The 21588-nt window shown below is 44.5% G+C and carries 18 protein-coding genes; 12 read left to right on the top strand and 6 right to left on the bottom strand.

What is annotated here, in order from left to right:
* Positions 1–16: 16 nt before the first annotated feature.
* Positions 17–1786 carry an ABC transporter substrate-binding protein gene (locus ACUTVW_RS24035; RefSeq protein ID WP_445648081.1) on the bottom strand — a complete coding sequence of 590 codons (1770 nt, stop codon included), beginning with the start codon at positions 1784–1786 and terminating at the stop codon, positions 17–19.
* Positions 1787–1947: 161 nt separating this feature from the next.
* On the opposite strand from ACUTVW_RS24035, the gene ACUTVW_RS24030 reads away from it, so the two are divergent.
* The 3 genes from ACUTVW_RS24030 to ACUTVW_RS24020 all read left to right on the top strand — a co-directional run bounded on the left by ACUTVW_RS24030 (position 1948) and on the right by ACUTVW_RS24020 (position 7312).
* The gene (locus tag ACUTVW_RS24030) at positions 1948–3186 is read left to right on the top strand and encodes an MDR family MFS transporter (protein ID WP_445648080.1); all 1239 of its coding nucleotides are present in this window, start codon (positions 1948–1950) and stop codon (positions 3184–3186) included.
* 614 nt (positions 3187–3800) lie between these two features.
* Positions 3801–5546, top strand: a complete 1746-nt coding sequence (locus ACUTVW_RS24025; RefSeq protein ID WP_445648079.1) for an ABC transporter ATP-binding protein — start codon at positions 3801–3803, stop codon at positions 5544–5546.
* Entirely contained in the window at positions 5543–7312 is a 1770-nt protein-coding gene (locus ACUTVW_RS24020) for an ABC transporter ATP-binding protein (protein ID WP_445648078.1), read from the top strand. The genes ACUTVW_RS24025 and ACUTVW_RS24020 overlap by 4 nt, the downstream gene beginning before the upstream one ends.
* Positions 7313–7467: 155 nt before the next feature.
* Here ACUTVW_RS24020 and cyoE read toward each other — a convergent pair whose 3' ends face one another.
* Positions 7468–8385 (bottom strand): heme o synthase, encoded by a 918-nt coding sequence (gene cyoE / locus ACUTVW_RS24015; RefSeq protein ID WP_445648077.1) that lies wholly within the window; start codon positions 8383–8385, stop codon positions 7468–7470.
* Positions 8386–8818: 433 nt separating this feature from the next.
* On the opposite strand from cyoE, the gene ACUTVW_RS24010 reads away from it, so the two are divergent.
* The 3 genes from ACUTVW_RS24010 to ACUTVW_RS24000 all read left to right on the top strand — a co-directional run bounded on the left by ACUTVW_RS24010 (position 8819) and on the right by ACUTVW_RS24000 (position 12076).
* Positions 8819–9739: an NAD(P)/FAD-dependent oxidoreductase gene (locus ACUTVW_RS24010; protein ID WP_445648076.1), complete on the top strand. Its 921-nt coding sequence runs from the start codon at positions 8819–8821 to the stop codon at positions 9737–9739.
* 198 nt (positions 9740–9937) lie between these two features.
* Entirely contained in the window at positions 9938–10525 is a 588-nt protein-coding gene (locus tag ACUTVW_RS24005) for a TetR/AcrR family transcriptional regulator (RefSeq protein WP_445648075.1), read from the top strand.
* A gap of 69 nt (positions 10526–10594) precedes the next feature.
* Positions 10595–12076, top strand: a complete 1482-nt coding sequence (locus tag ACUTVW_RS24000; RefSeq protein ID WP_445648114.1) for a DHA2 family efflux MFS transporter permease subunit — start codon at positions 10595–10597, stop codon at positions 12074–12076.
* 68 nt (positions 12077–12144) lie between these two features.
* Here ACUTVW_RS24000 and ACUTVW_RS23995 read toward each other — a convergent pair whose 3' ends face one another.
* On the bottom strand, positions 12145–13125 hold the full coding sequence (locus tag ACUTVW_RS23995) for an alpha/beta fold hydrolase (protein ID WP_445648074.1): 981 nt from the start codon (positions 13123–13125) through the stop codon (positions 12145–12147).
* 206 nt (positions 13126–13331) lie between these two features.
* On the opposite strand from ACUTVW_RS23995, the gene ACUTVW_RS23990 reads away from it, so the two are divergent.
* Positions 13332–14309, top strand: coding sequence for an MBL fold metallo-hydrolase (locus tag ACUTVW_RS23990; RefSeq protein ID WP_445648073.1), 978 nt, complete (start codon positions 13332–13334; stop codon positions 14307–14309).
* A gap of 47 nt (positions 14310–14356) precedes the next feature.
* Here the strand turns inward: ACUTVW_RS23990 and ACUTVW_RS23985 are convergent, their stop codons facing one another.
* Positions 14357–14944 carry a LysE family transporter gene (locus ACUTVW_RS23985; protein WP_445648072.1) on the bottom strand — a complete coding sequence of 196 codons (588 nt, stop codon included), beginning with the start codon at positions 14942–14944 and terminating at the stop codon, positions 14357–14359.
* A 132-nt stretch (positions 14945–15076) separates the two neighbouring features.
* On the opposite strand from ACUTVW_RS23985, the gene ACUTVW_RS23980 reads away from it, so the two are divergent.
* Positions 15077–15631, top strand: a complete 555-nt coding sequence (locus ACUTVW_RS23980; RefSeq protein WP_445648071.1) for a helix-turn-helix domain-containing protein — start codon at positions 15077–15079, stop codon at positions 15629–15631.
* A 104-nt stretch (positions 15632–15735) separates the two neighbouring features.
* On the opposite strand, the gene ACUTVW_RS23975 is transcribed toward ACUTVW_RS23980, so the two are convergent.
* Positions 15736–15864 carry a DUF4023 family protein gene (locus ACUTVW_RS23975; RefSeq protein WP_441923535.1) on the bottom strand — a complete coding sequence of 43 codons (129 nt, stop codon included), beginning with the start codon at positions 15862–15864 and terminating at the stop codon, positions 15736–15738.
* A gap of 344 nt (positions 15865–16208) precedes the next feature.
* On the opposite strand from ACUTVW_RS23975, the gene ACUTVW_RS23970 reads away from it, so the two are divergent.
* Complete coding sequence (locus ACUTVW_RS23970) at positions 16209–16961, top strand: TrmB family transcriptional regulator (RefSeq protein ID WP_445648070.1); 753 nt, start codon at positions 16209–16211, stop codon at positions 16959–16961.
* A 148-nt stretch (positions 16962–17109) separates the two neighbouring features.
* The gene (locus ACUTVW_RS23965) at positions 17110–18273 is read left to right on the top strand and encodes an MFS transporter (RefSeq protein ID WP_445648069.1); all 1164 of its coding nucleotides are present in this window, start codon (positions 17110–17112) and stop codon (positions 18271–18273) included.
* A 230-nt stretch (positions 18274–18503) separates the two neighbouring features.
* Here the strand turns inward: ACUTVW_RS23965 and ACUTVW_RS23960 are convergent, their stop codons facing one another.
* Positions 18504–19937, bottom strand: a complete 1434-nt coding sequence (locus tag ACUTVW_RS23960; protein WP_445648068.1) for a glycoside hydrolase family 1 protein — start codon at positions 19935–19937, stop codon at positions 18504–18506.
* A gap of 164 nt (positions 19938–20101) precedes the next feature.
* Here ACUTVW_RS23960 and ACUTVW_RS23955 point away from each other — a divergent pair, with 164 nt between their 5' ends.
* On the top strand, positions 20102–21070 hold the full coding sequence (locus ACUTVW_RS23955; protein ID WP_445648067.1) for a LacI family DNA-binding transcriptional regulator: 969 nt from the start codon (positions 20102–20104) through the stop codon (positions 21068–21070).
* Between the two features lie 209 nt (positions 21071–21279).
* Entirely contained in the window at positions 21280–21573 is a 294-nt protein-coding gene (locus tag ACUTVW_RS23950; RefSeq protein WP_445648066.1) for a DUF3817 domain-containing protein, read from the top strand.
* The last annotated feature ends 15 nt before the right edge of the window (positions 21574–21588 follow it).

Below are 21588 nucleotides of genomic sequence, written 5' to 3'. Positions count from 1 at the left end.
CAACGGGCAAGAATGGTCACGGATTTTTGATCCATAACTTTGAAATATCCAAAAAGCCAAACTCGGAAGTCTGCATGCCATAGATACTCTGGTGCAGTTCAGCTTTTTTGTTCATATGACAGCCGTACAACATCCAGCCGTTTTCTCGTAGCAAGCCTTCAGCCTGTTCCAGAAGCTCAGTTCGCGCTGAATGTGGAAGCCGCGGGAATTCGTCCAATACGTCATCGAATATGGATTGTATCTCAGGTGTTATATACTCATGTAAGGTATTGCTCTGGTTTTTGAAAAAGTGAATCATGCCATACTGCCAGTCGTCCTCCAGTATTTCTTCTCTCAAAATCAAAGGTGCGTCTGAGGTCTTCACAACATCGAGATAATCATCAAAAGGCTCCAGTTCAATCTTTAGCCCGATTTGACGTGCGCGTTGTTGCAGCCACTCGGCAACGTCCGAATCTTTATTTTTTTTATAAGATAACAAGTAGGGCTCGCCTTGATAACCAGATTGTTTAAGCAATGTTTGGGCATCATCCAGTGATGCAGACTTCCAGTGTCGGGCAGCGCTTTTCCATGGCAGAAAACTGCTAGAAGGTGTAATTCGATTTTTACCCAGATCATTCACCAGTGTGACCGGATCATAGATGATGCGCATCGCCTGGCGGAAGGACAACTGATGATGACAGCCAGGAGCATGAAAATTGAAAAGCATATACTGGCAGCCCAGTGCAGGATAGTCAATATAATGTGGTGTCTCATGGTTGCTCCCAGGAAGGCTAAGCCGATCAGTGCCAGGCAAATCATAGTATCCATCATGCGAAGCTGGCTCGGGAAGGAACCAGATATGAACCTGATCCAGATGAGGACGGATGCCATAATAGGCATCAAATGCCGTTAGTTTAATCACTTCTTCACTCATCTCGGTGATCTGAAACGGGCCTGTGCCAACCAATGTCTGATTCGAATCATGATTTGCAGGCAGTATTGTCATGCGGATACAACTGAACAGATGCAGAAAAAAACGGTTGGCATGATGCAATACAAACCTGATACAGTGATCACTGATCACATCCGTCTGCTTAATGTCGCGGTACAGCCATAGAGATGAACAGTTCGTCTCGAATAAGCGCTGCAAGGAAGCTTGAACATCTTGCGAGGTCATCACGCGCCCGTCATGGAAACGAACCCCTTTTCGCAAATAAAATATCCATTCCCGATGATCGCTGTTACATTCCCATGTATGTGCAAGTGCAGGCAGAAAAGTATCGGTATCCGCATCGTATGTAATCAGCGTGCTGCATACCTGTCCCAGCAAATAGGTTTCGAAGGCCGTATATACAGAAACGGGATCCAGATCGCCAAGTTGACGTGATCTCAATATTCGAAGCGTATCCTGTCCAGAGGCGGTTTCGGTATAACTGCGGAATCCCATCTGTTGATGAAGGGTGGCCATAAGCTTTTCACGCATGAGATCGTCGATTTTAACGCTTCCAATCAGTTCGATGGCTTCTTTCAGCTTGCCTTTGGATAAAAGTGCGGTGAAGTTAAATTCCAATGCATCATTCAGACTTTGCAGCAGTGTAAGTTCTGAATGGTGGCCTCGCCCACGTCCCGGCTTCCACTGAATAAAGTGTTGTTCTTCCAGTTTCCGTAGAATAAATTTGACGTTCCGTGGAGTACAGCAAAGGACAGAAGAAAGATTTTCGATTGTTATGCGTACTGGTTCACCGGGTTTCAATGAGAGCGGCTCTGATGCAGCTAGTCGTAGAAAGTGTGTGTATATCATGTCCATGCAAGATGCTCCCCCATAAAGGTGAAAAGTGATAACGAACTATTACACTTTTATTTCCCCCTTTTATCTATACAATTATACATATCAGGATGACCGAATTCATCCATTTTCGAAGCAGCATGATAGATAGAGAGAAAAGCAGCAAGATAGGAGAATGAGAGATGAAGCAAATTTTAAAGCAAATACACCCGCTGGCCTGGACGATTATTATCGGAACGATGTTCGGACGCCTCGTGACGTCGATGAGCATTCCGTTTCTGTCGATCTATCTGACACGAGTGCTTGAAGCCACTCCGACTCAAACCGGAATCACGGTTGCAGTAAGCTCGCTGGCAGGAGTTATGGTCAGCTTTTACGGGGGATATATCTCAGATCGGATCGGACGCAAAATCGTCATGCTGGTGTCGGTGTTCAGTTGGGCCGCTGTTTTTTTTATTTTTTCGTCAGCGGAGCATTTATGGGTGTTCTTTGTTGCCAATACGTTAAACGGTTTATGCCGGGCTGTGTTTGAGCCAACGTCAAGAGCGCTATTATCCGATATTACTTCACCGCAGAACAAACTGTTAGTGTTTAATCTGAGATATGCTGCGATTAATCTGGGGGTCGTGTTTGGGCCGATTATCGGATTTCAACTGGGATCATCGGAATCGACGTTTCCTTTTGTTATCTCCGGACTTGTCTATATCGCCTATGGTCTGATTCTGGTTCTGCAATTTAGGCTACATTACGCCAAACTGCCTGAGCGTCTGGACGTTGCTGCACCTCGTCTCCGCGAAGCTCTGATGACAACCGGGCGGGATCGGGTATTTCTCCCGGTGCTTATCGGTACAACATTTTGTGTGCTGGGTTACGGTCACTTTAGCTCCACATTAGCGCAATATTTGGCGAGAAGCCCTATTTTTGAAAATGGGAGTCAGATGTTCTCGTACATGCTCTCACTCAATGCGGTCACTGTGCTGGTTATTCAATATCCGCTCGTCCGTACCTTCCGTAATGCACCGCCGCTTGTGCCGCTTATTTTGGGTAATCTTCTCGTTGCTGCAAGTCTGTTGTTATTTGGTCTAGCTGACGGAATTGTGCTGATGATGTGCAGTGTTATTCTGTTTACAGTAGGAGAAGTGCTGCTCTTTACGATGATGGATATGCTGATTGATCGAATTTCCAAGCCGGAATGGAAAGGTACATACTTTGGTACAATCGGTTTCAATAATATAGGTAGTGTAGCTGCTCCAGTCATTGGAGGGCTGCTCCTAAGCCAGTTTGGTGCGGGGAACGGACCTGCTGTGTTTATCCCCATTGCTTTGACGACGGCGCTTGGAGTTCCATTTCTACTCATCGCGCACAAGCGACTTGTTCGTAGAGAAAAGGAGCAACCTGAACCTGTACAAGTGGGGTTGTAGGGGATGAAGTTAATAACAATTCAGTTAATAATTATGTTGACGTATAAACAATGAGCGAATACAATAAACAACAAATATGTGAAACGGGTGGGATAAACAATGATTGATCAGCCAGCGCAGGACCTTCAACCAACAATTGAATATGCATGAGCATAGTGACATCATATTCTGGTAGAATATGGACCATGTTTGGACAGTCCAGCTTACTGCAATCCTGTCTGGACGCTCATTCATACTGCGATGTTAGAGAAGAAGCTGAAGTGGAACATTTTCTGGCTGGCTTTTCAATCCAATCAAGCTGTAGATGAACTTCATTCATCTATGGCTTTTTTTATTCCACCAGACGGTTTACATGGAAAGGAGTAGGAGCAAGGGGAGTGTTTTTTGAAGGGTTATATTTCAGATCTATGAATATGGATCACAATAAGAAAGGAAGAATGAACTATGGTTAACCACCCTGAACAACGTGTTTCTTATGAAGGCAATGCTGACTACACTAAGCTACTGCATGATTCATCATAGCGTAAGGATTGCAGAAAGATACGAAAAGATTAAGTACGAAAGATTAAGTTCGAATAGATCACAATTAATTTAATATTAAAGAGGTGGGGCTAATGCCCAAAACAGAGAAACGTTCCATGTCATGGCTACTGCGATATTTAAAGCCGGTCAAAGGAAAATTGGCTGTGCTTATGGTCATGCTGTTAACGTCAACAGGGCTGCAGCTTCTCAATCCACAGATTATCGGGCGATTCATTGATACAGCTGCAAGTGGGGGGGGTCTTGGTGATCTGATGCAACTTGCGGGGCTGTTCCTGCTTATCGCTGTGACCAATCAACTTATCACGATAGCTGTAAGTTATCTGGGGAACGACGTGGCCTGGCGGGCAACCAACCGGATGCGCGGCGATCTGCTGAAGCATTGCTTGCGGCTGGATATGCGTTTTCATAACGTGAAAACACCAGGAGAGATGATTGAACGCGTCGATGGCGACGTGACAAGCATTTCGAACTTTTTTGCAATGTTTATCGTGCAGGTTATCGGAAGTTTCGTCCTGCTTGCAGGCATACTGGGATTCATGTTTACGATTAATGTACCGATTGCACTGGTTATGACGGTATTTACGCTTTTATCTATTCTGTTCATGGTGGTTATTCGTAACATGGGGGTCGAGTCTTCCAAAAATGAACGAGCTGCCAGCGCTTCGTTGTTCAGCTTGATCGAGGAACGAATTGCCGGAATTGAGGATGTGCAGGCCAATGGACACGTACCTTATGTGATGAACCGCTTTTATCGTACGATGCGCACTGTATTTCTCAAAGGTCGAAAAGCATGGATGTTACGGGTGATTCCGTGGAACACCACGGTTGTCCTGTTTATTATATCCGTGACGGTTGTTTTGCTGCTGGGGGTGCATTATTACATCGAGGGTGTGATCAGTATCGGAACTTTGTTCCTGATCTATCAATATAGCCAGATGTTAAATGAACCTATTGAGTTGTTAGGTGATCAGGTACAGGAGTTCCAAAAGGCAAAATCAGGTATGCTTCGTTCCCGCGAGTTGTTGTCACTGCGAAGCGAGATTCAGGACGGAAAAGAAGAAAAGTTGCCTGATGGTCCGCTTGGACTGGAATTTAATCAGGTGCACTTTAGCTACAACGAAGATAAACCTGTGCTTCAGGACATTACATTTGTAGTGAAACCGGGAGAACGTTTGGGGATCATCGGTCGGACGGGAAGCGGAAAGTCAAGTCTTAGCCGTGTGCTCCTGCGTTTGTACAATTTGGATCAGGGGACGATTCGCATTGGTGGAACCGATATTACGAAGTTGTCCATGCAGGCTCTTTATCGCAGAGTGGGTATGGTTACACAGGATGTGCAGTTATTTGATGGCACACTGCGTGACAATCTGACTTTGTTCAATTCGGAAGTGTCGGATGTAATGATCAGGCAAACAACCGAGCGGCTGGGACTTAGTCAGTGGATCGATACTCAGCCTGAGGGACTGGATACACATTTGAGTGCAGGGGGCTCCTCCTTATCTGCGGGGGAAGCTCAACTATTTGCCTTAACCCGAGTATTTCTAACGGAGCCTAGTCTGGTGATATTGGATGAGCCTTCTTCGCGACTTGATGCAGCGACCGAGACTCTGCTTCAATCGGCGATTGATGAGTTGATGAAGCGCTCTACAGGCATTATTATCGCACACAGACTTGCCACACTGGAGAAGGTAGATAAAATGTTGGTTTTGGGCGGGGGAAGATTGCTGGAGTTCGGATCAAGAGAAGAGTTAGCCAATGATCCGGCCTCCCATTATGCAAGGCTTCTCGTTACGGGCCGAGAGGAGGAACTGGCATGAATGTCACGGGATTTATAGGGCGTCTATTTCGCTTCAAGCCTTACCTATTTCTAATTAACGGCTTGTTATGGTGTATATTTCATTCGCTTCCGCTTGCAATGGGGCTTGGTATGCAGTGGTTCTTTGACCGGACAGCGACGGGAAGTACTGATTACATGTGGCTTGCTGTACCATTGATTGTGATTGGGCTGTTCCGGTTGACACGGGTGGGAACTTTCTTTGTAGCTTTCCATGCCTGGGTTACGTATATGTATCATATTCAGGCTATTTTGCGGACGAATATGCTGGCTGGTATTATGCGCTGGCCGGGACGAAATCTCCCTGCATCACCGGGTGAGGCCATGAGCCGTTTTCGGGATGACGTGGATGAAGTGGTGGAATATATTGAATCCTGGGTGGATTTCTGGGGACGATTGGTTTTTGCGGTAGTTTCCATTATCATCATGGCCAACATTAACTGGAAGATTACACTGGTTGCCGTTTTACCGCTCCTGGTCGTGACATTGCTGAATAATTTGTCGGGTAATCGTGCAAGAAAATATGCACAGGTTAACCGGGAAGCAACAGGTCGCATTACCAGTTTTATTGCAGAGACGTTCGGGGCAGTGCAGGCACTAAAGCTTGGTCAGGCGGAAGAACATGTCTCCACGCGTTTCAATCAGCTCAATGAAAAACGACGCCAGGCTGCTCTGCGAGACAATCTGTTCAAGCAATGGATGAAATCGCTTAATCAGCACGTACTGAGTATATGCACAGGGCTTATTCTGTTGATGTGTGCTGCCGAGATGAAGGCGGGTCACTTCACAGTGGGTGATTTTGCCTTGTTCACCAGTTATCTCGTCAATATCGGGTTCAGCATTTCCTTGTTCGGATACATGGTGTTTCAGCATAAAAGACTAAAGGTGTCTTATGACCGCATGCGTACACTCTTTCGTCCAGGGGAAGAGGATCAGATTATGGAGAACCGGGAAATCTATCTGAATGAAGATCCTCCAGAGCCAATAAGTAAACGAAGAGATCCCAATGAGAAATTGCGTGAACTTGAAGTAAGCGGACTCAGTTATCAGTATGCGCAGTCTTCAAACGGAATAAAGGATATTCATTTCAAGTTAAGACAGGGGCAATTTCTTGTCATTACGGGTCGAATCGGTTCGGGCAAATCCACCTTGGTTCGTACACTGCTGGGGCTGTTGCCTAAGCAGCAGGGTGAGATTCTCTGGAATGGAGAGAAGGTAGATCCTGCAACATTTCTTATGCCACCCAGAGCTGCATATACGCCTCAGGTTCCTAGGCTGTTCAGTGACACGCTGAGAGAAAATATCGTTCAGGGAAAGCGGGAAAATGCAGACGAAGCGTTAGAAAAAGCCATTCGACTGGCTGTATTGGATAAGGACATCAATCATTTAGATCAAGGTCTGGAAACACCAGTAGGACCAAGAGGTGTCATGTTATCCGGTGGCCAGATCCAGCGATCGGCGACAGCACGAATGTTAATGACCGAGGCAGATTTGTTTATCTTTGATGATCTGTCCAGTGCGTTGGATGTGGAGACGGAGCAACAGGTGTGGGATGGACTGTTTCAGGAGAAAGAAGTCACCTGTATTGCGGTATCCCACCGAAAGGCAGCCCTCACCAAAGCTGATCACATTATCGTCATGAAGGATGGACGCATTGAAGCCGAAGGAACACTCGCGGATCTGCTTGAAACCAATGAAGAGATGCAGCTGTTATGGCAAGGAGAGCAGGTGCCCGTGAAGGCGGGATAATACAGGTTATGATCAGGATAGAGGCATTCGCTTATTCATGACCTTTAAACTAAAAGACAGGCAAAAAAACCGTACAGAACATGCCTGAATGCAGGCGTTGCGTCTGTACGGTTTCTTATTTCTTTTAAATCATTCAATGGTGCCCATATCGTCATTTAAGCAATCAAGGAATACGCGATGATAACTAAGAAGATGATGGTAATATGATTAATGGAGAAAATAAACATGCGTTGTGACCATTTTTTTGTTTCTTTTTTGTCAAAAGTAGCCACACTAAGAATCAGCCAGGCCAAGCTTACAAGAAAGGCTACTATGGCGACAAATGGACTCATTGGCCAGAACAGGAAGCTGGAAAGCAACAGTAATACCAGATAAACATTCGTTTGAACATAAGTGCGCCCAATACCTTTGACAACAGGCAACATTGGAACACCAGCCGCTTTGTATTCATCGAACCGGCGAATGGCGATGCCATAGAAGTGAGGCATTTGCCATAACAGCATCGTTACGACCAGTGCCCAAATTTCGAAATGTCCCAGTTCAGGAGAGATGGCTGCCCAGCCGATCAGCGGCGGAACAGCACCAGACAGGCTGCCTACCTCAGTGTTGTAAATCGTTGTACGTTTGGTCCACATCGTATATGGAATGACGTAAAGGAACAAACCAAGAAGGCCAAAAAAAGCGGCCGATGGAGATGCGATGTACAGCATGATCGCACCAATCAACGTAATCGTAAACCCAAGAATCAGTCCCGACTTGGTATCGACTCGTCCTGTAACGGTAGGACGTTTCTTCGTACGCTCCATAATCGCATCAATGTCCCGGTCATACAGATTGTTGAACACCCCAGCTGCTCCGATGATTAATGAAGAACCGAGAAATGAAAGTACAATCGGAACAATATTAGCAACGATAGATGCATTAAATACATATAGGGCTAGACTTAAACCTGCAAACATGGCAATCAAGTTGGACTTGATGATTCCAATTTTGATCGTATCTAAAAATACTTTTGGAATCGAGCTGTACTCCAGGCTGATATTGGCTTGTGATTCATTATTTAATGTTTTCAAATACTCACTTCCTATTGTTTATACTTAATATAATATGTGTCCATTATATCATCCATTTCATGTTGTGATTTATGTAACACTCTAGTATTTATAATAATGTCATTTGATTGTGAACAATTTAAAAACAAGAACTTTTTTAATTGTTAAAACAACAGTTCTGTGCTACGCGCGTATTTTCATTAGATTGTCATGGTTCCAGTGTAGAAATGAAATAAAAATATTGCAAATAAGATACGAAAACGATATTGTAGATATAAGATGTCTCTAATAGTTGTGTTTGCATGGCATAAACGTTGTGCGCTCATGAATCTTTAAAGCAATGCTATTAAATATCTCACAGGTGTACACCTTGCAATTAGCTAGTGAGGGAGTATGAAGTGAGCAATTTTTCGTTCTGATTAGAGATATTAAATATCTGGAAAGGATGATTTTGATGAATAAAGCTCTTAGTAAATACGATGTTGTAATTGTAGGAGGAGGACCAGCTGGGCTGAATGCTGCGTTGGTACTTGGCAGAGCCAGAAAAAACGTACTTGTCATTGATGATCAAAAACCCCGTAATTGGGTTACTCGGGAGACACATGGTTTTTTAACCAGAGACGGGGTAAGCCCTCGTGAATTCCGCAGAATCGCAAAAGAAGAGATCGCTGCATATCCTTCGGTGCAATTTACATCAGATACGGTGACAGAGATTACTGGACATGACGGTGAGTTTGTTGTTAAGACAGTCGAGGGAGAGACGTACATTTCGAAAAAGATTTTATTTGCTGTAGGTAAAAAAGATTTGCCTTTGAATATTACGGGTTTATCCGAAGTTTACGGAAAAAGCGCATTTGTCTGTCCGTACTGTGATGGATGGGAACTACGGAATCGGCAGCTCGTTATCATTACCAGTGCCAACCATGCATTACATATGGCTAAATTAATCTCTGGCTGGACAAGTCATTACACATTGTGTATCCATGATGAGAATTCTATAGAAGTAGAAGTGAAGCAAGAACTTTCGCGTCATGGTGTGCAACTGTATGAAACTCCCATCCAATCGATTAGATCGGAAGAGGGGATGGTTAGTGCAGTTGAACTGAGCGATGGAACGATGATCCCTTGTACAGGTGTATTCTTCCAGCCGAAACTTCATACAGGTTCAGATATACCAAAGGCTATGGGGTGCGAGGTGACAGAAACAGGTACTATCCTTGTTGATTCACAAGGGAAAACGTCTGTGTCTGGTGTGTTTAGCGCCGGAGATGCAGCCTCTGAACTGTATCAAGCCATCACGGCAGCATCACTAGGAGCCTTAACAGCAGTTAGTATTAACAATGAGTTGAATGTTGAAGGATGGAACTTGAACTAAAACGAAAGAATACAGAGTAAATCCGTCAGCTACTTCTCGAATGATGTCGAGGAAGCTGACGGTTTTACTTTTAGCTACACTTTAGATGGAAGTGTTATTTTTTCGTAAAATTTAAAATAAAAGCATTGACATGTTGCCTGCGAACGACTTTAATTATATAGACCGATTGTTATAATTTATTGAAGGAAGTGGCTTTCTTTGAGTGAAAAGTCGAATGCCAGAGATCTTATTGTTGGCACAGCAGCAAGACTTTTTTTTTCACAAGGGTATCATGCGACCGGTCTGAATCAGATCATTAAGGAGAGTAACACACCAAAAGGTTCGTTATATCATTATTTTCCTAAGGGGAAAGAAGAGCTGGCTCTCGAATGCATTCAATCCGCCAATGCACATATCTTGCAAAGGTTTGAGGAAATTTTTGCAGCCCATGAGACGACTGCAGAAGGCATTCGGCAATTCATTTATGAAACAGCGAATGAAGCGGAAGCAAATGGTTATACTGGTTTTTTGCCATTCAGCTTCTGGGCTGCTGTAGAGACTTCCTGTATCAGTCAACAGCTGCGTACGGCTTCACAGAACGTATTTGCGGGGTGGCAGGATATTATCGCAAGGCATCTCATGTTGGACGGTATTAGTGAAGAGAAGGCTCGTGAGACGGCAATGCTCGTAATTTCTCTGATGGAAGGTGCATTGATTATTACACTGACCAATCAGGATAAACAGCCGATGCTGACGGCTGCGGATTATTTGTCAGTTGTAGCGAAGAATGTCCAGCAGCTTCAATAGTTGTACCAAGAGAAAGAGTAAATAGAAATCGCAGGAATGTTTGAGGAGGATGGGATCGTGGAGGCTTCCATGAAGGCTGGTACAGCAAAAGACCAGCAAGAAACACAGCAATACAAGGTATTTCCGATTTTGTTTGCCATGCTACTGAGCGGGTTTATCGGTTTGTTTGGTGAAACGGCTTTGAATGTCGCTTTGACACCACTAATGGGTCTACTTGAGGTTGGACCAACTACTATTCAATGGTTAACTACGGGATACCTGCTCGTCCTGGGTGTTCTGGTACCTGTTTCAGGATTGTTATTGCAATGGTTTACGACCAGACAGCTGTTTACAACATCACTTATTTTCTCGATTGCAGGAACATTGGTTGCCGCACTGGCACCTAGCTTTGAAATTTTGCTTGTAGCCCGCGTGTTACAAGCGGTGGGAACGGCACTTTTGCTCCCGTTAATGTTTAATACCATACTGGTGATCTTCCCTATTGAAAAGCGGGGAGCAGCGATGGGGTTGATTGGTCTCGTTATTATGTTTGCACCAGCAAGCGGACCGAGTATTTCAGGTCTGATTCTGGCTAACTTGAGCTGGCACTGGATTTTCTGGATTTCATTACCATTCTTCCTGATCTCCTTGGTATGTGGGTTGTTGTTCCTGCCGAACATTTCCAAGTTGACCAAGCCTAAGATTGATGTGTTGTCGATTGTTTTGTCTACACTTGGTTTTGGCGGCATCGTATATGGCTTCAGTAGTGCAGGCGGACATGGTGAATCTGGCGGAGGCTGGACCAGCCCGGTTGTTGTTGCCACGCTGGCCATTGGTATCGTCGCATTGCTCTTATTCAGTATCCGTCAATTGAGTATGAAAGAGCCGGTGATGAATCTAAGAGCGTTCAGATATCCAATGTTTACGACGGGACTGCTTCTGGTTTTCATCTGTATGATGATGATTCTGTCGTCCATGCTGATTTTGCCGATGTATTTACAGCAGGGAATGGCGGTTACACCACTTACTGCCGGATTGGTTTTATTGCCAGGTAGTTTGCTGAATGGATTTTTGTCTCCTGTGATGGGACGATTGTTTGATAAGTTTGGTCCGAGATGGCTCGTTATTATCGGAATGGCGGTCGTTGCAGTTGTCTTGTTCCTGTACACGGGTATTGAAGCAACAACGCCACTGATTAAGATTATTCTGCTGCATGTCTTCATGATGGTCGGAATTTCGATGGTGATGATGCCGGCGCAGACCAACGGATTGAATCAGTTGCCGCGTGAGTTTTATCCTCACGGTACAGCAATTATGAATACACTTCAGCAGGTATCCGGCGCTATTGGTACAGCTGTTGCCGTAAGTATTTTGAGTGCTGGACAGACTCGGTTCCTGAGCAATGTAGATAACCCGCAAAACCCAGAGAATATTCTTGCAGGATTCACATCAGGTGTACAAAATGCCTTTGTTTTTGCACTTGTACTGGCCCTTGTTGGTTTTGTTATCGCATTGTTTATCAAAAGAGTGAAGGTTGGCTCGGCTGATAAACAGAAGAGTCCAATGCACTAAACCAATAGATAGAAGAAGAGCGATGTTCCCTTCATATGCAAGGGAACATCGCTCTTTCTGTCTTTCCATTATTTCTTAACAAGTTCCAGGATTTCATCTGCCACCATGTCCGGGTGGTATTGATGAATGTAATGCTCCGTATCCTTGACAGTAATTTGTTTAGCTGAAGTTGACCAGGATATGAATTCACTTTGGGTTTTAACCCAATCCGGTTCCGGCTTACCAAAGTAATCTGCGGTCAGAATCGTAAGCGGGAATGGGAAAGGCTGCTTATTAGCTACAACAACTTTGGCATTGGCTTGCATCTCGCGTAACTCGTCAACCGTATTGGTGTTCCCATAGTTCAGCAGAAGCGCCGTTTTATCCGCTTTTTTCAGCTCCTCTGGTACCAGCTTCAACTCATTGCGATTGGCATTCGAAGCATCAACGACTGCCGGGACTTGCATACTGAGTCTGAAAAGTCCGCTTTTAATCCGGAATTGAGTTGCGAAACCACCAATGGTGTCTGCCGGGTTATCTTGATCCGTTTCGTAGAATTCAGGACTTCCACCGTCAATCATCACAATACCTTTGACCAGATCAGGATACTTCTGTGCGAATCGAAGGGTCTCCAATGAGCCAAGGGAATGAGCTACAAGTACGTAAGGTGGTTTTTGTCCAGAAACCTGGAGCAATTCATGCAATTCGTCCGCTACCGTGTCTACATCCCGCTTTTTATCGGTTCGATCACTGTATCCATAGCCAAAGCGATCATATACAGCAAATTTCGTATTAGGAGCAAGCTTTTCATATAATGGATAGTAGTCTACATAAGGATTGGCCGTTCCCCAGCCTGAGGCAAGAACGACAGTGACATCGCCTTCGCCGCCTGTATACAGGTGCATTTTGTCTCCATGTACTTCATATAACTTGCCTGGCGGTGTGAATGTTTTTTCATCCTGTGAAGAACTAACCTGCTGATAGATTAATCCGGAACTTAACAGAATAATGATTAACGACAGGTCGACAATCAGAAATTTAACAAGTCTTTTACGCCATTTTTTGCTCATGGTAGCTCACACTCTCTCTTGTTTTTCTATATCATATATGCTCAGTCTTATACGTGTGGAAACAGCATCTTAATTCTAGCTTAACGCCGTCAGGGGTCTCTCATTCACACAACATTGAATATCGGTATTCGATGAATTAATATGAAATAAGATTATAATTTCTCCATAAGACAAACGAAGGAATACGGGGAACAGAAGGGTGAACGATGACGAAATACGAAAATCAGATTCCAACAACCGCCGGAATGAACATAAAGTCTCTGACAAGTATATTGAGGGATTCCATGCGCAGACATGTGGAGCGAAGACCGACTGTGGACATACCCGTGGAGCGCTATCAAGCTGATTCAACGTTGGTTGCGTCTGATCACACACAGGTGACGTGGTTTGGACACTCGGCCTTTCTGCTTGAAGTGGAGGGACACAGATTGCTCTTTGACCCTATGTTAAGTGATCGACCGTCACCCGTGTCCTGGGTGGGTACGAAGCGTTTCAGCAAGGAGCTGCCCATACAGCCAGAAGATTTTCCTGCTTTGGACGCCATCGTGATCTCTCATGATCATTATGATCATCTTGACGCTTCTTCTATTCGCAAATTAAAAAGCAAAACCAATCGTTTTATCGTTCCGCTTGGTGTACGCAAACGGTTGATTAAATGGGGCATACCTGCTGACCAGATTACGGAGCATCAGTGGGGAGATGAATATTCCTTCAAGGGACTGACACTTGCTTGCACACCTGCTCGTCACTTCTCGGGAAGAGGACTGTTTGATCGGGATTCCACATTATGGTGCTCGTGGGTCATTGCCGGGCGGGAAACAAAAGTGTTTTTCAGTGGAGACAGTGGTTATGGTCCTCATTTCAAGGAGATTGGAAGCAAGTATGGGCCATTTGATCTGACCTTGATGGAATGCGGACAATATGATGAACGCTGGTCCAACATTCATATGATGCCTGAGGAAACGGTACAAGCCCATCTGGATGTGGGCGGAAATGTATTGATCCCTGTTCATTGGGGAGCATTCACGCTCGCTTATCATGCATGGAATGAACCGGCAGAGCGGGTAACCCGTGCCGCACGAACCTTGAATGTACCGGTCGTTACACCGGTTATAGGCGAAACGGTTGTGTTCAATGGTGAAGCTCATGAGATGCGTTCCTGGTGGAGGAGGAAACAGGAGTAGTATTACAAGCAAGCGTCTCACTCAACAGATGAGTGGACGCTTTTGTTTTATTTGATAAATGAAATCGCGGTAAAGATCAATATAAGACCCATGATGATATTAAAAGGTCGTTCATATTTTAACAGGAACTGTTGAAATAAACGTCCACCCAATGCCCAGGTCAGATTCGCACTGATCCCAATGAGGGTGAGCAGTAGCGAGTATAGGATGAGTTGGTGATGTGACTGTGTATAGGGCAGAACAAACACCGACAGGGCTGTGAGCCCGTATAAGATGACCTTGGGATTGATCAACTGAAGAGTGAATCCAAACGAAAAGGAATAATGAATTTTTGACTTGTCCTCGGCCTTGCTCTGAGCAGACGTACTCTTCATGATTTTGAAGGCAAGATAGAGCATGTAAATACACCCAAATACGTTTAAGGCCGGGGTGATCATCGGGATGTACTGATAAAGAATAAGGTTGAAATAACTGGACAGTATCATGATAAGAAGACATCCGGCAGCGACTCCGCTAATAAAAGGAAATGTACATTGGAAACCTTGTTCCTTGGCATGAGACATGGCGATGATGTTGTTGGGTCCTGGTGTAAAAGAAGCAATCATTGCGTAAGTGACTAAAGATAAAATATCCATGTGTTCTCCTTGTAAGATTAAATTGTATGCTATAATGCACCATAAGGTCGTTATAACGTATGTCTTTTATGATTGTACAATATGTGCTGTATAGTGCACAAGAGGACTAGGAAGAAGAGAGGTGTATTTTTCGTGGAAAATATTAATTTGATTTTGGCTCGGAACCTCAAGCAAATCAGGGAACAAAGAAAGCTGAGTCTGGACAAGGTCGCAGAAATGTCAGGCATTAGCAAGACGATGCTTGGTCAGATTGAACGCGGGGAATCCAATCCGTCGATTGCAACGGTCTGGAAGATTGCGAACGGGTTAAAAATATCATTCACTGTACTTATTCATGAACTGCAGTCTGACACAACTGTTCTCATGAAGGAGGACATCAAAGTTTTGCGGGAAGATGAGGGACGAGTCCGGATCTATCCTCATTTTTCTTTTGAAGAAGGGCGTCGTTTTGAAATGTATATGATGGAGATGGACGAGAAGTCATCGTTGCGTGCTGAACCACACATTGAAGGGGCTGAGGAATTCATAACTGTGTATGAAGGGGAAGTCACGATCCGAGTAGGGGAAGCGGAACACAAGTTAAGGCAGGGGGATTCGATCCGTTTCAAGGCAGATCAGCCACATGGTTACGATCATTCGGGAGCAGGCAGTAACAAACTAAGCATGGTCATACATTATTCCAAGTAGTAAGGAATATGATGCACTCACCGATGTGAGGCACCATATTACGTCTGTACTCATCTGCTTCAATGCTTGACATCGAAGCTACATGGTTCATGATTACTGCGTTCTTATTTGTTCGTGGAGTGCTGTTTGTTCGGTAACTTGTCTCCGGGTGTTCCTTTACCATTGTTTTTGTTGTGGCGCGCTTTCTCGGCATTCTCATTAACCTTTTTCACGAATTCTTGTGTATTTTCCATTCGGATTCATGCTCCTTTCCAAAACAGGGAATGGGTAATTCAAGCTTAATATAACCAGCAGCAGTTCATTTTATTTGAACAGTCACCAGGAAACTGGACAGGTATTGAACTTGTCTCTAAACTAGATACAAGTTGAACTATTCTTTTACACAGTAACGGAGAGGACAGAAAAAACCTGGAAAAGCGAAGCGCTCGCCTTTATCCCCGAATTTCCCCTTTATCAAAGGGAATCAAAAAAATTCGGGGATAACCGCTACCCTCAAGGTTATTCTGTCATCGGAGTGTTTCGTGTAAACCATTTTAGTTCAACTACAACAAGAACGAAGGGACGTCTTGAACTACATATGTTACAAAAATTCGGGTTTACCCAATATGAAAGTCAGGTCTATGAGGCTATACTTGCGCAGGATGAGCCGCTTGATGCCACAACGATTGTAAGCGCCTCGAATGTTCCTAAGGCCAAAATCTATGAAGTACTCAACCGTTTGATTGATAAGGGGATCGTACTGACAACGATGGATGGCAAGAAGAAACTTTACATGGCAGTGGATTTGCAAACGGTCATTCACAAAATCAAACTTGATTTTGATAAGGATATCGAAACCTTGAAACAACACAAAATCAAGCGAACATTCACCGATGAACATATCTGGACGTTGAAGGATGAGTCATCCATTGCCTCGAACATTGAACAGTTGATTGAAGAGGCAGATTCGTCGATTCTTTTTCTGGCCTGGAATGAGAGGATGGAGAGTTACCGCAGTTTGCTGGAGCAGAAGGAGAAGCAAGGCGTATATGTAGAAGTGCTTGCGGTTGGTGGTTTGGAAAGTTCTCTGACTCGCAAATACTCACTTATCCCGCTGCTTGATGCGCCAGAACCTTCACAACTGCTTATTGTAGATCATGCCTACCTGCTGTTCGCCGGATTGGAAAATGAATCGTGGAAAGCAATCAAGACGATGTCCAAACCTATTGTTAAAGCAATGACGGATTATTTCTATCACGATGTGGCTCTGACACAGATTACAAAAAAATACGGGGATCAACTACTGCAGGACGAAGAAATTGAACGTTTGCTTACGAGATTGATCTATTAGGAGACTATTCTTTCGAAGAATAGTTTTTGTTTTGTATATTTTTGAAAGTGGGAGGAAAACAAACTGAAATAATTCGAAATTATTCATTGAACTTTTCTCTCCATTGGGTTACTATCGTAGTTGTAACTCGTTAGGGGGATTTGGAACAATGAATAAAAAAGTATATGTTTTGGCGATTGCTGCCTTTGTAGTCGGAACGGTTGAACTGATTTTGGGTGGCATTCTGGACTTGATTGCAACCGATCTTCATCTTTCTTTGGCGAAAGCCGGATATCTGATCTCGATCTTTTCACTCGTATATGCGCTGTCTGCGCCGATTTTGTTAAATGTAACGGCCCGATTTGAGCGTAAAAAGGTATATATGGTTACGTTATTTGTATTTCTAATCAGCAATCTGGTCTCTGCATTCAGCGTTAACTTTTACATGTTGATGGCAGGACGCATGCTCGGAGCTGCAGCAGGTTCGCTTATTTTTGTATTATCTCTGACGTTAGCTTCACGCATCGTTAAACCGGAGTACAAAGGGCGGGCGGTTGGCACGATTACGATGGGGGGAAGTGCATCACTGGTTCTGGGCGTACCGATTGGTATCTATATAGGCAACGCGTTTGGATGGCGTGAGGTGTTCATGCTGATTGCCATATTGACTGTATTGGTGATGGTATCTATCGGCCTCGCGATGGATCGTGTACAGCCTGCTCCTGCCGTGAGTCTGAAAAATCAGCTTAAAGCTCTATGGAATCCGAAAATGCTGGCGATTCACGCCACGACATTGCTCGTTCTGGCGGGGCATTTGACGTTATATGCGTACTTTACACCGTTTCTACAGGAAACTATTGGAGCTAGTGCAACGGCGATTACCTTGATCTACATGATGTTTGGGCTTGCCGCAGTTGCTGGCGGGGGTATTGGCGGTATGTTATCCGATCGTCTTCATCCGGCTAAAGCCATTTTGATCGTGCTGGTTCCGTTTATGATCAGTATGGCGGTTATACCGTTTAGCACGGGGCTGCCTTTGATCGCTTTTTTACTGCTGTTAAGTGTCTGGGGGGCTCTAAGCTGGACGGTTACACCGGTGCAAAATAGTCTGATTATCAAGACCTCACCTGAAACATCTGAAATATTGATTAGTACGAACTCAGGGATAGCCCATGCGGGTATCGCGCTGGGAACCTATATTGGCGGCCTTGTTATTGACCATTCATCCATTATGAACACAGGATGGGTTGGCTCGATCCTTGTGTGTGCCGGACTTGTTGCTGCCGTTCTCGCAATTAGTATGAAAGAAAAGCATGCCCATGTTATGGCTTAAGAATAGACATTTTCAGATAAAATAAAACCTTTGTATTTCCGAATTTTTTTGCGGAAGTGCAGAGGTCTTTTTGTGATTTAATAGGCAGTGTTATTGGGAATAACGCGGTTATTGCATCGGGATAAAAAAAGACCTCTCTCGGCATAACGGATCAAGCTGAAAAGCCGCACTGTGGCGAATTTCTTGGTCCCGTGTTGCCGAAGAGAAGGTCCCTTATTATGTCTTAAAGCTTAACGCTTCAGACTTTTTCCGTTGCTGCTAATGACTTCTTTGTACCAGTGGAATGATTTCTTACGATAACGCTCCAATGTGCCTGAACCATCATCGTGACGGTCAACATAGATGAAACCATACCGTTTTTTCAGCTGAGCGGTGGAGGCACTCACAACATCGATACAACCCCAAGAGGTGTATCCCATAATATCTACTCCATCTTCCAATGCTTCGCCAACCTGAACCAGATGGTCATTCAAATATTGGATGCGGTAGTCATCATCCACGGTTTTCTCGCCATTCGGACTTGTAATTAACTCGTCTACTGCACCAAGACCATTTTCAACGATAAATAGCGGTTTCTGGTAACGGTCATAGAACATGTTCAGCACATAGCGCAGTCCTTGCGGATCGATCTGCCAGCCCCACTCACTTGCAGGCAAATACGGGTTAGGAATTCCGCCGATCAGATTGCCTTCACCAGCCACTTGTTTGGCAGGGTCAGCCGTCTGACATGTGCTCATGTAATAACTGAAGGAGATGAAGTCCACGGTGTTGAGCAGCATCTCCTGATCGCCGTCTTCCATATGAATTTCAATTCCTTTTTCACGGAAGTAACGTTTCATGTACCCAGGGTAGCGTCCACGGACGTGCATATCACCGAAGAAATAGTTGCTGTGTTCATACTCCATCACTTTGATAACATCATCCGGGTTCGGAGTTAACGGGTACGTCGGCATACTCAAAATCATACATCCAATCTGAGCATCAGGGATGATCTCATGACACAGCTTCACAGCGGATGCACTTGCAACCAGTTCGTGGTGGATGGCTTGATACAGATCCTGTTTGCTCAGCTTCTCCTTAGGTGTGAAGATTCCTCCGCTCATGAATGGGAATTCAAGAATGGAGTTAATCTCGTTGAAGGTAAGCCAGTACTTGACTTTGTTTTTGTATCGATTAAAGACCGTAGTTGCATAGCGCTCATAGAAGCCGATCATCTTCCGATTCACCCAACCGTCGTATTCTTTGGCAAGGTGCAGAGGTGTCTCATAGTGAGATAACGTGACTAATGGCTCAATACCGTATTTGCGGCATTCGTCAAATAGATTGTCATAAAATTGCAAGCCTTCTTCATTCGGCTCTAGCTCGTCCCCTTTAGGGAAAATGCGAGACCATGCGATAGAGGTACGGAATACTTTGAACCCCATCTCGGCAAACAACTTCACATCTTCCTTGTAGCGGTGGTACAGATCAATACCGACAAGCTTCATATTATCTGCGGTAGGCTCTTCCGTGATTGGACCCATGACACCTTGAGGAGCTACGTCTTGTGTGGACAAACCTTTGCCACCCTGATTATATGCACCTTCAGCCTGGTTCGCGGCAATAGCACCACCCCACAGAAAGTTTTCGGGAAATGAATACGTTTGATTCGAAGATTTGCTCATATATATCGCTCCATTCATTTAATTCATGGTGAACCTGTGTGAAGTTCACTTATTCTCTCCCCAAAAGCTTAAACGTTGTAACGGGTTACACGTCAAGTTTTACTTTTGCAGAGGAGATGAGGCATACTGTATTTGGTGTTTGTTCGCAGGAAAGGAGCATCGGAATGTCCAAATTTGATGAAATTATGAAACGCTCCGGTTATTCGAGGGCTACGGTATCCCGTGTCATTAATCGTTCACCGCACGTTAGTGATGAAGCAAGACGTATTATTACCGAAATTATGAAAGAACTGGATTACATACCGAATCGTAATGCAGTTTCTCTGTCGACAGGACAAACGAAACAGATCGGGATTGTCACCGCGATGATTGATGAGCTGAGTTTGACCTTTATTAACCAATTTATGGATACCGCGATGGACTACGGATTTCAGACGATTGTTTATATGTCGCGTGGTGATAAAAAAATTGAGCTGCAGGCCTTTGAGGATTTGCGGAGTAAACGTGTGGATGGTTTATTAATCGTGACTTGTGTGAATGATCCGGGGGAATTGAAAGCCTATATGCAATATGGACCGATGGTTTCCTGGCAGCGCATGGGGAATGAAGAGATTCCTTCGATTGCCATGGATCAGGCTCAAGGGTATAGACTGGCGCTGGAGCATCTAGTGTCCAAAGGTTACACACGGATTGCCAATGTTTTTGGCCGAAGTGGTAGTCTGAATACGAAAAGCCGCCGCGAAGCGTATGAGACATTCATGACAAGCCAAGGGCTTCCCGTGTGGCGTGACGCATATCAGTACTCCGTATTTACTTCATCCGATGGAGAAACAGCTTTGCGACAAATGGCCAACGGGGGCGAACTACCGCAAGCGGTGCTTTGTTCCAACGACTATGCGGCAATAGGCATCCTGAGTGAAGCTCGCAGACGGAACATACGGGTTCCAGATCAGCTTGCTATTGTGGGATTCGATGATATTGAGTTGTCACGTGTGCTCGAACTGACAACGATTCATAATCCGATTGCCGAGCAGGCGAAGCAGGCTTTTTATCATTTGTGGGCCGTATTGGGAAAAGAGGAGCATAAGGCGGCTTCACTCGCATATCGGTTGATTGAACGAGCAACAACTTAGCGTGAGTGAAACGGATATGGAATGATGTGAAACAGATCGATTCTATTCAATAATTATTCAAATTTAAAGTAAATTCGACTCATGTTCATGCTTTATACTGAGAGAGAGCTTACATACGTTGTGTGTGAATGAAATACAGCGTTGTAAAGCGCCATGTTATAAGTTACATATTTCACAAACAATTTTGCGGAAAGGTGAGAACAAACGGAATGAACACGGTCACAGGTCGATTCAGAATTGCTGGTATTTGGGAGGGCATATCCTTTCTACTGCTTGTTTTTATTGCAATGCCGTTAAAGTACTTCGCCGATATCTCTATAGCTGTAGCTGTACTGGGTATGATTCATGGTATTTTATTTCCTCTATATCTGATTGCACTAGCACAACTAGGCCTCGTCAAAAGGTGGAAGGTGTCACTTTGGATCATGGGCTTATTGGCGGGTGTGCTTCCTTTTGGAACATTTGTATTTGAGTCTTATCTCAGAAAAAGAGATTGGCAGTAACGAGTAACACATAGC

The organism is Paenibacillus sp. TSA_86.1 (genome assembly GCF_052691815.1).
This window is presented reverse-complemented; position numbering and strand designations above follow the sequence as displayed.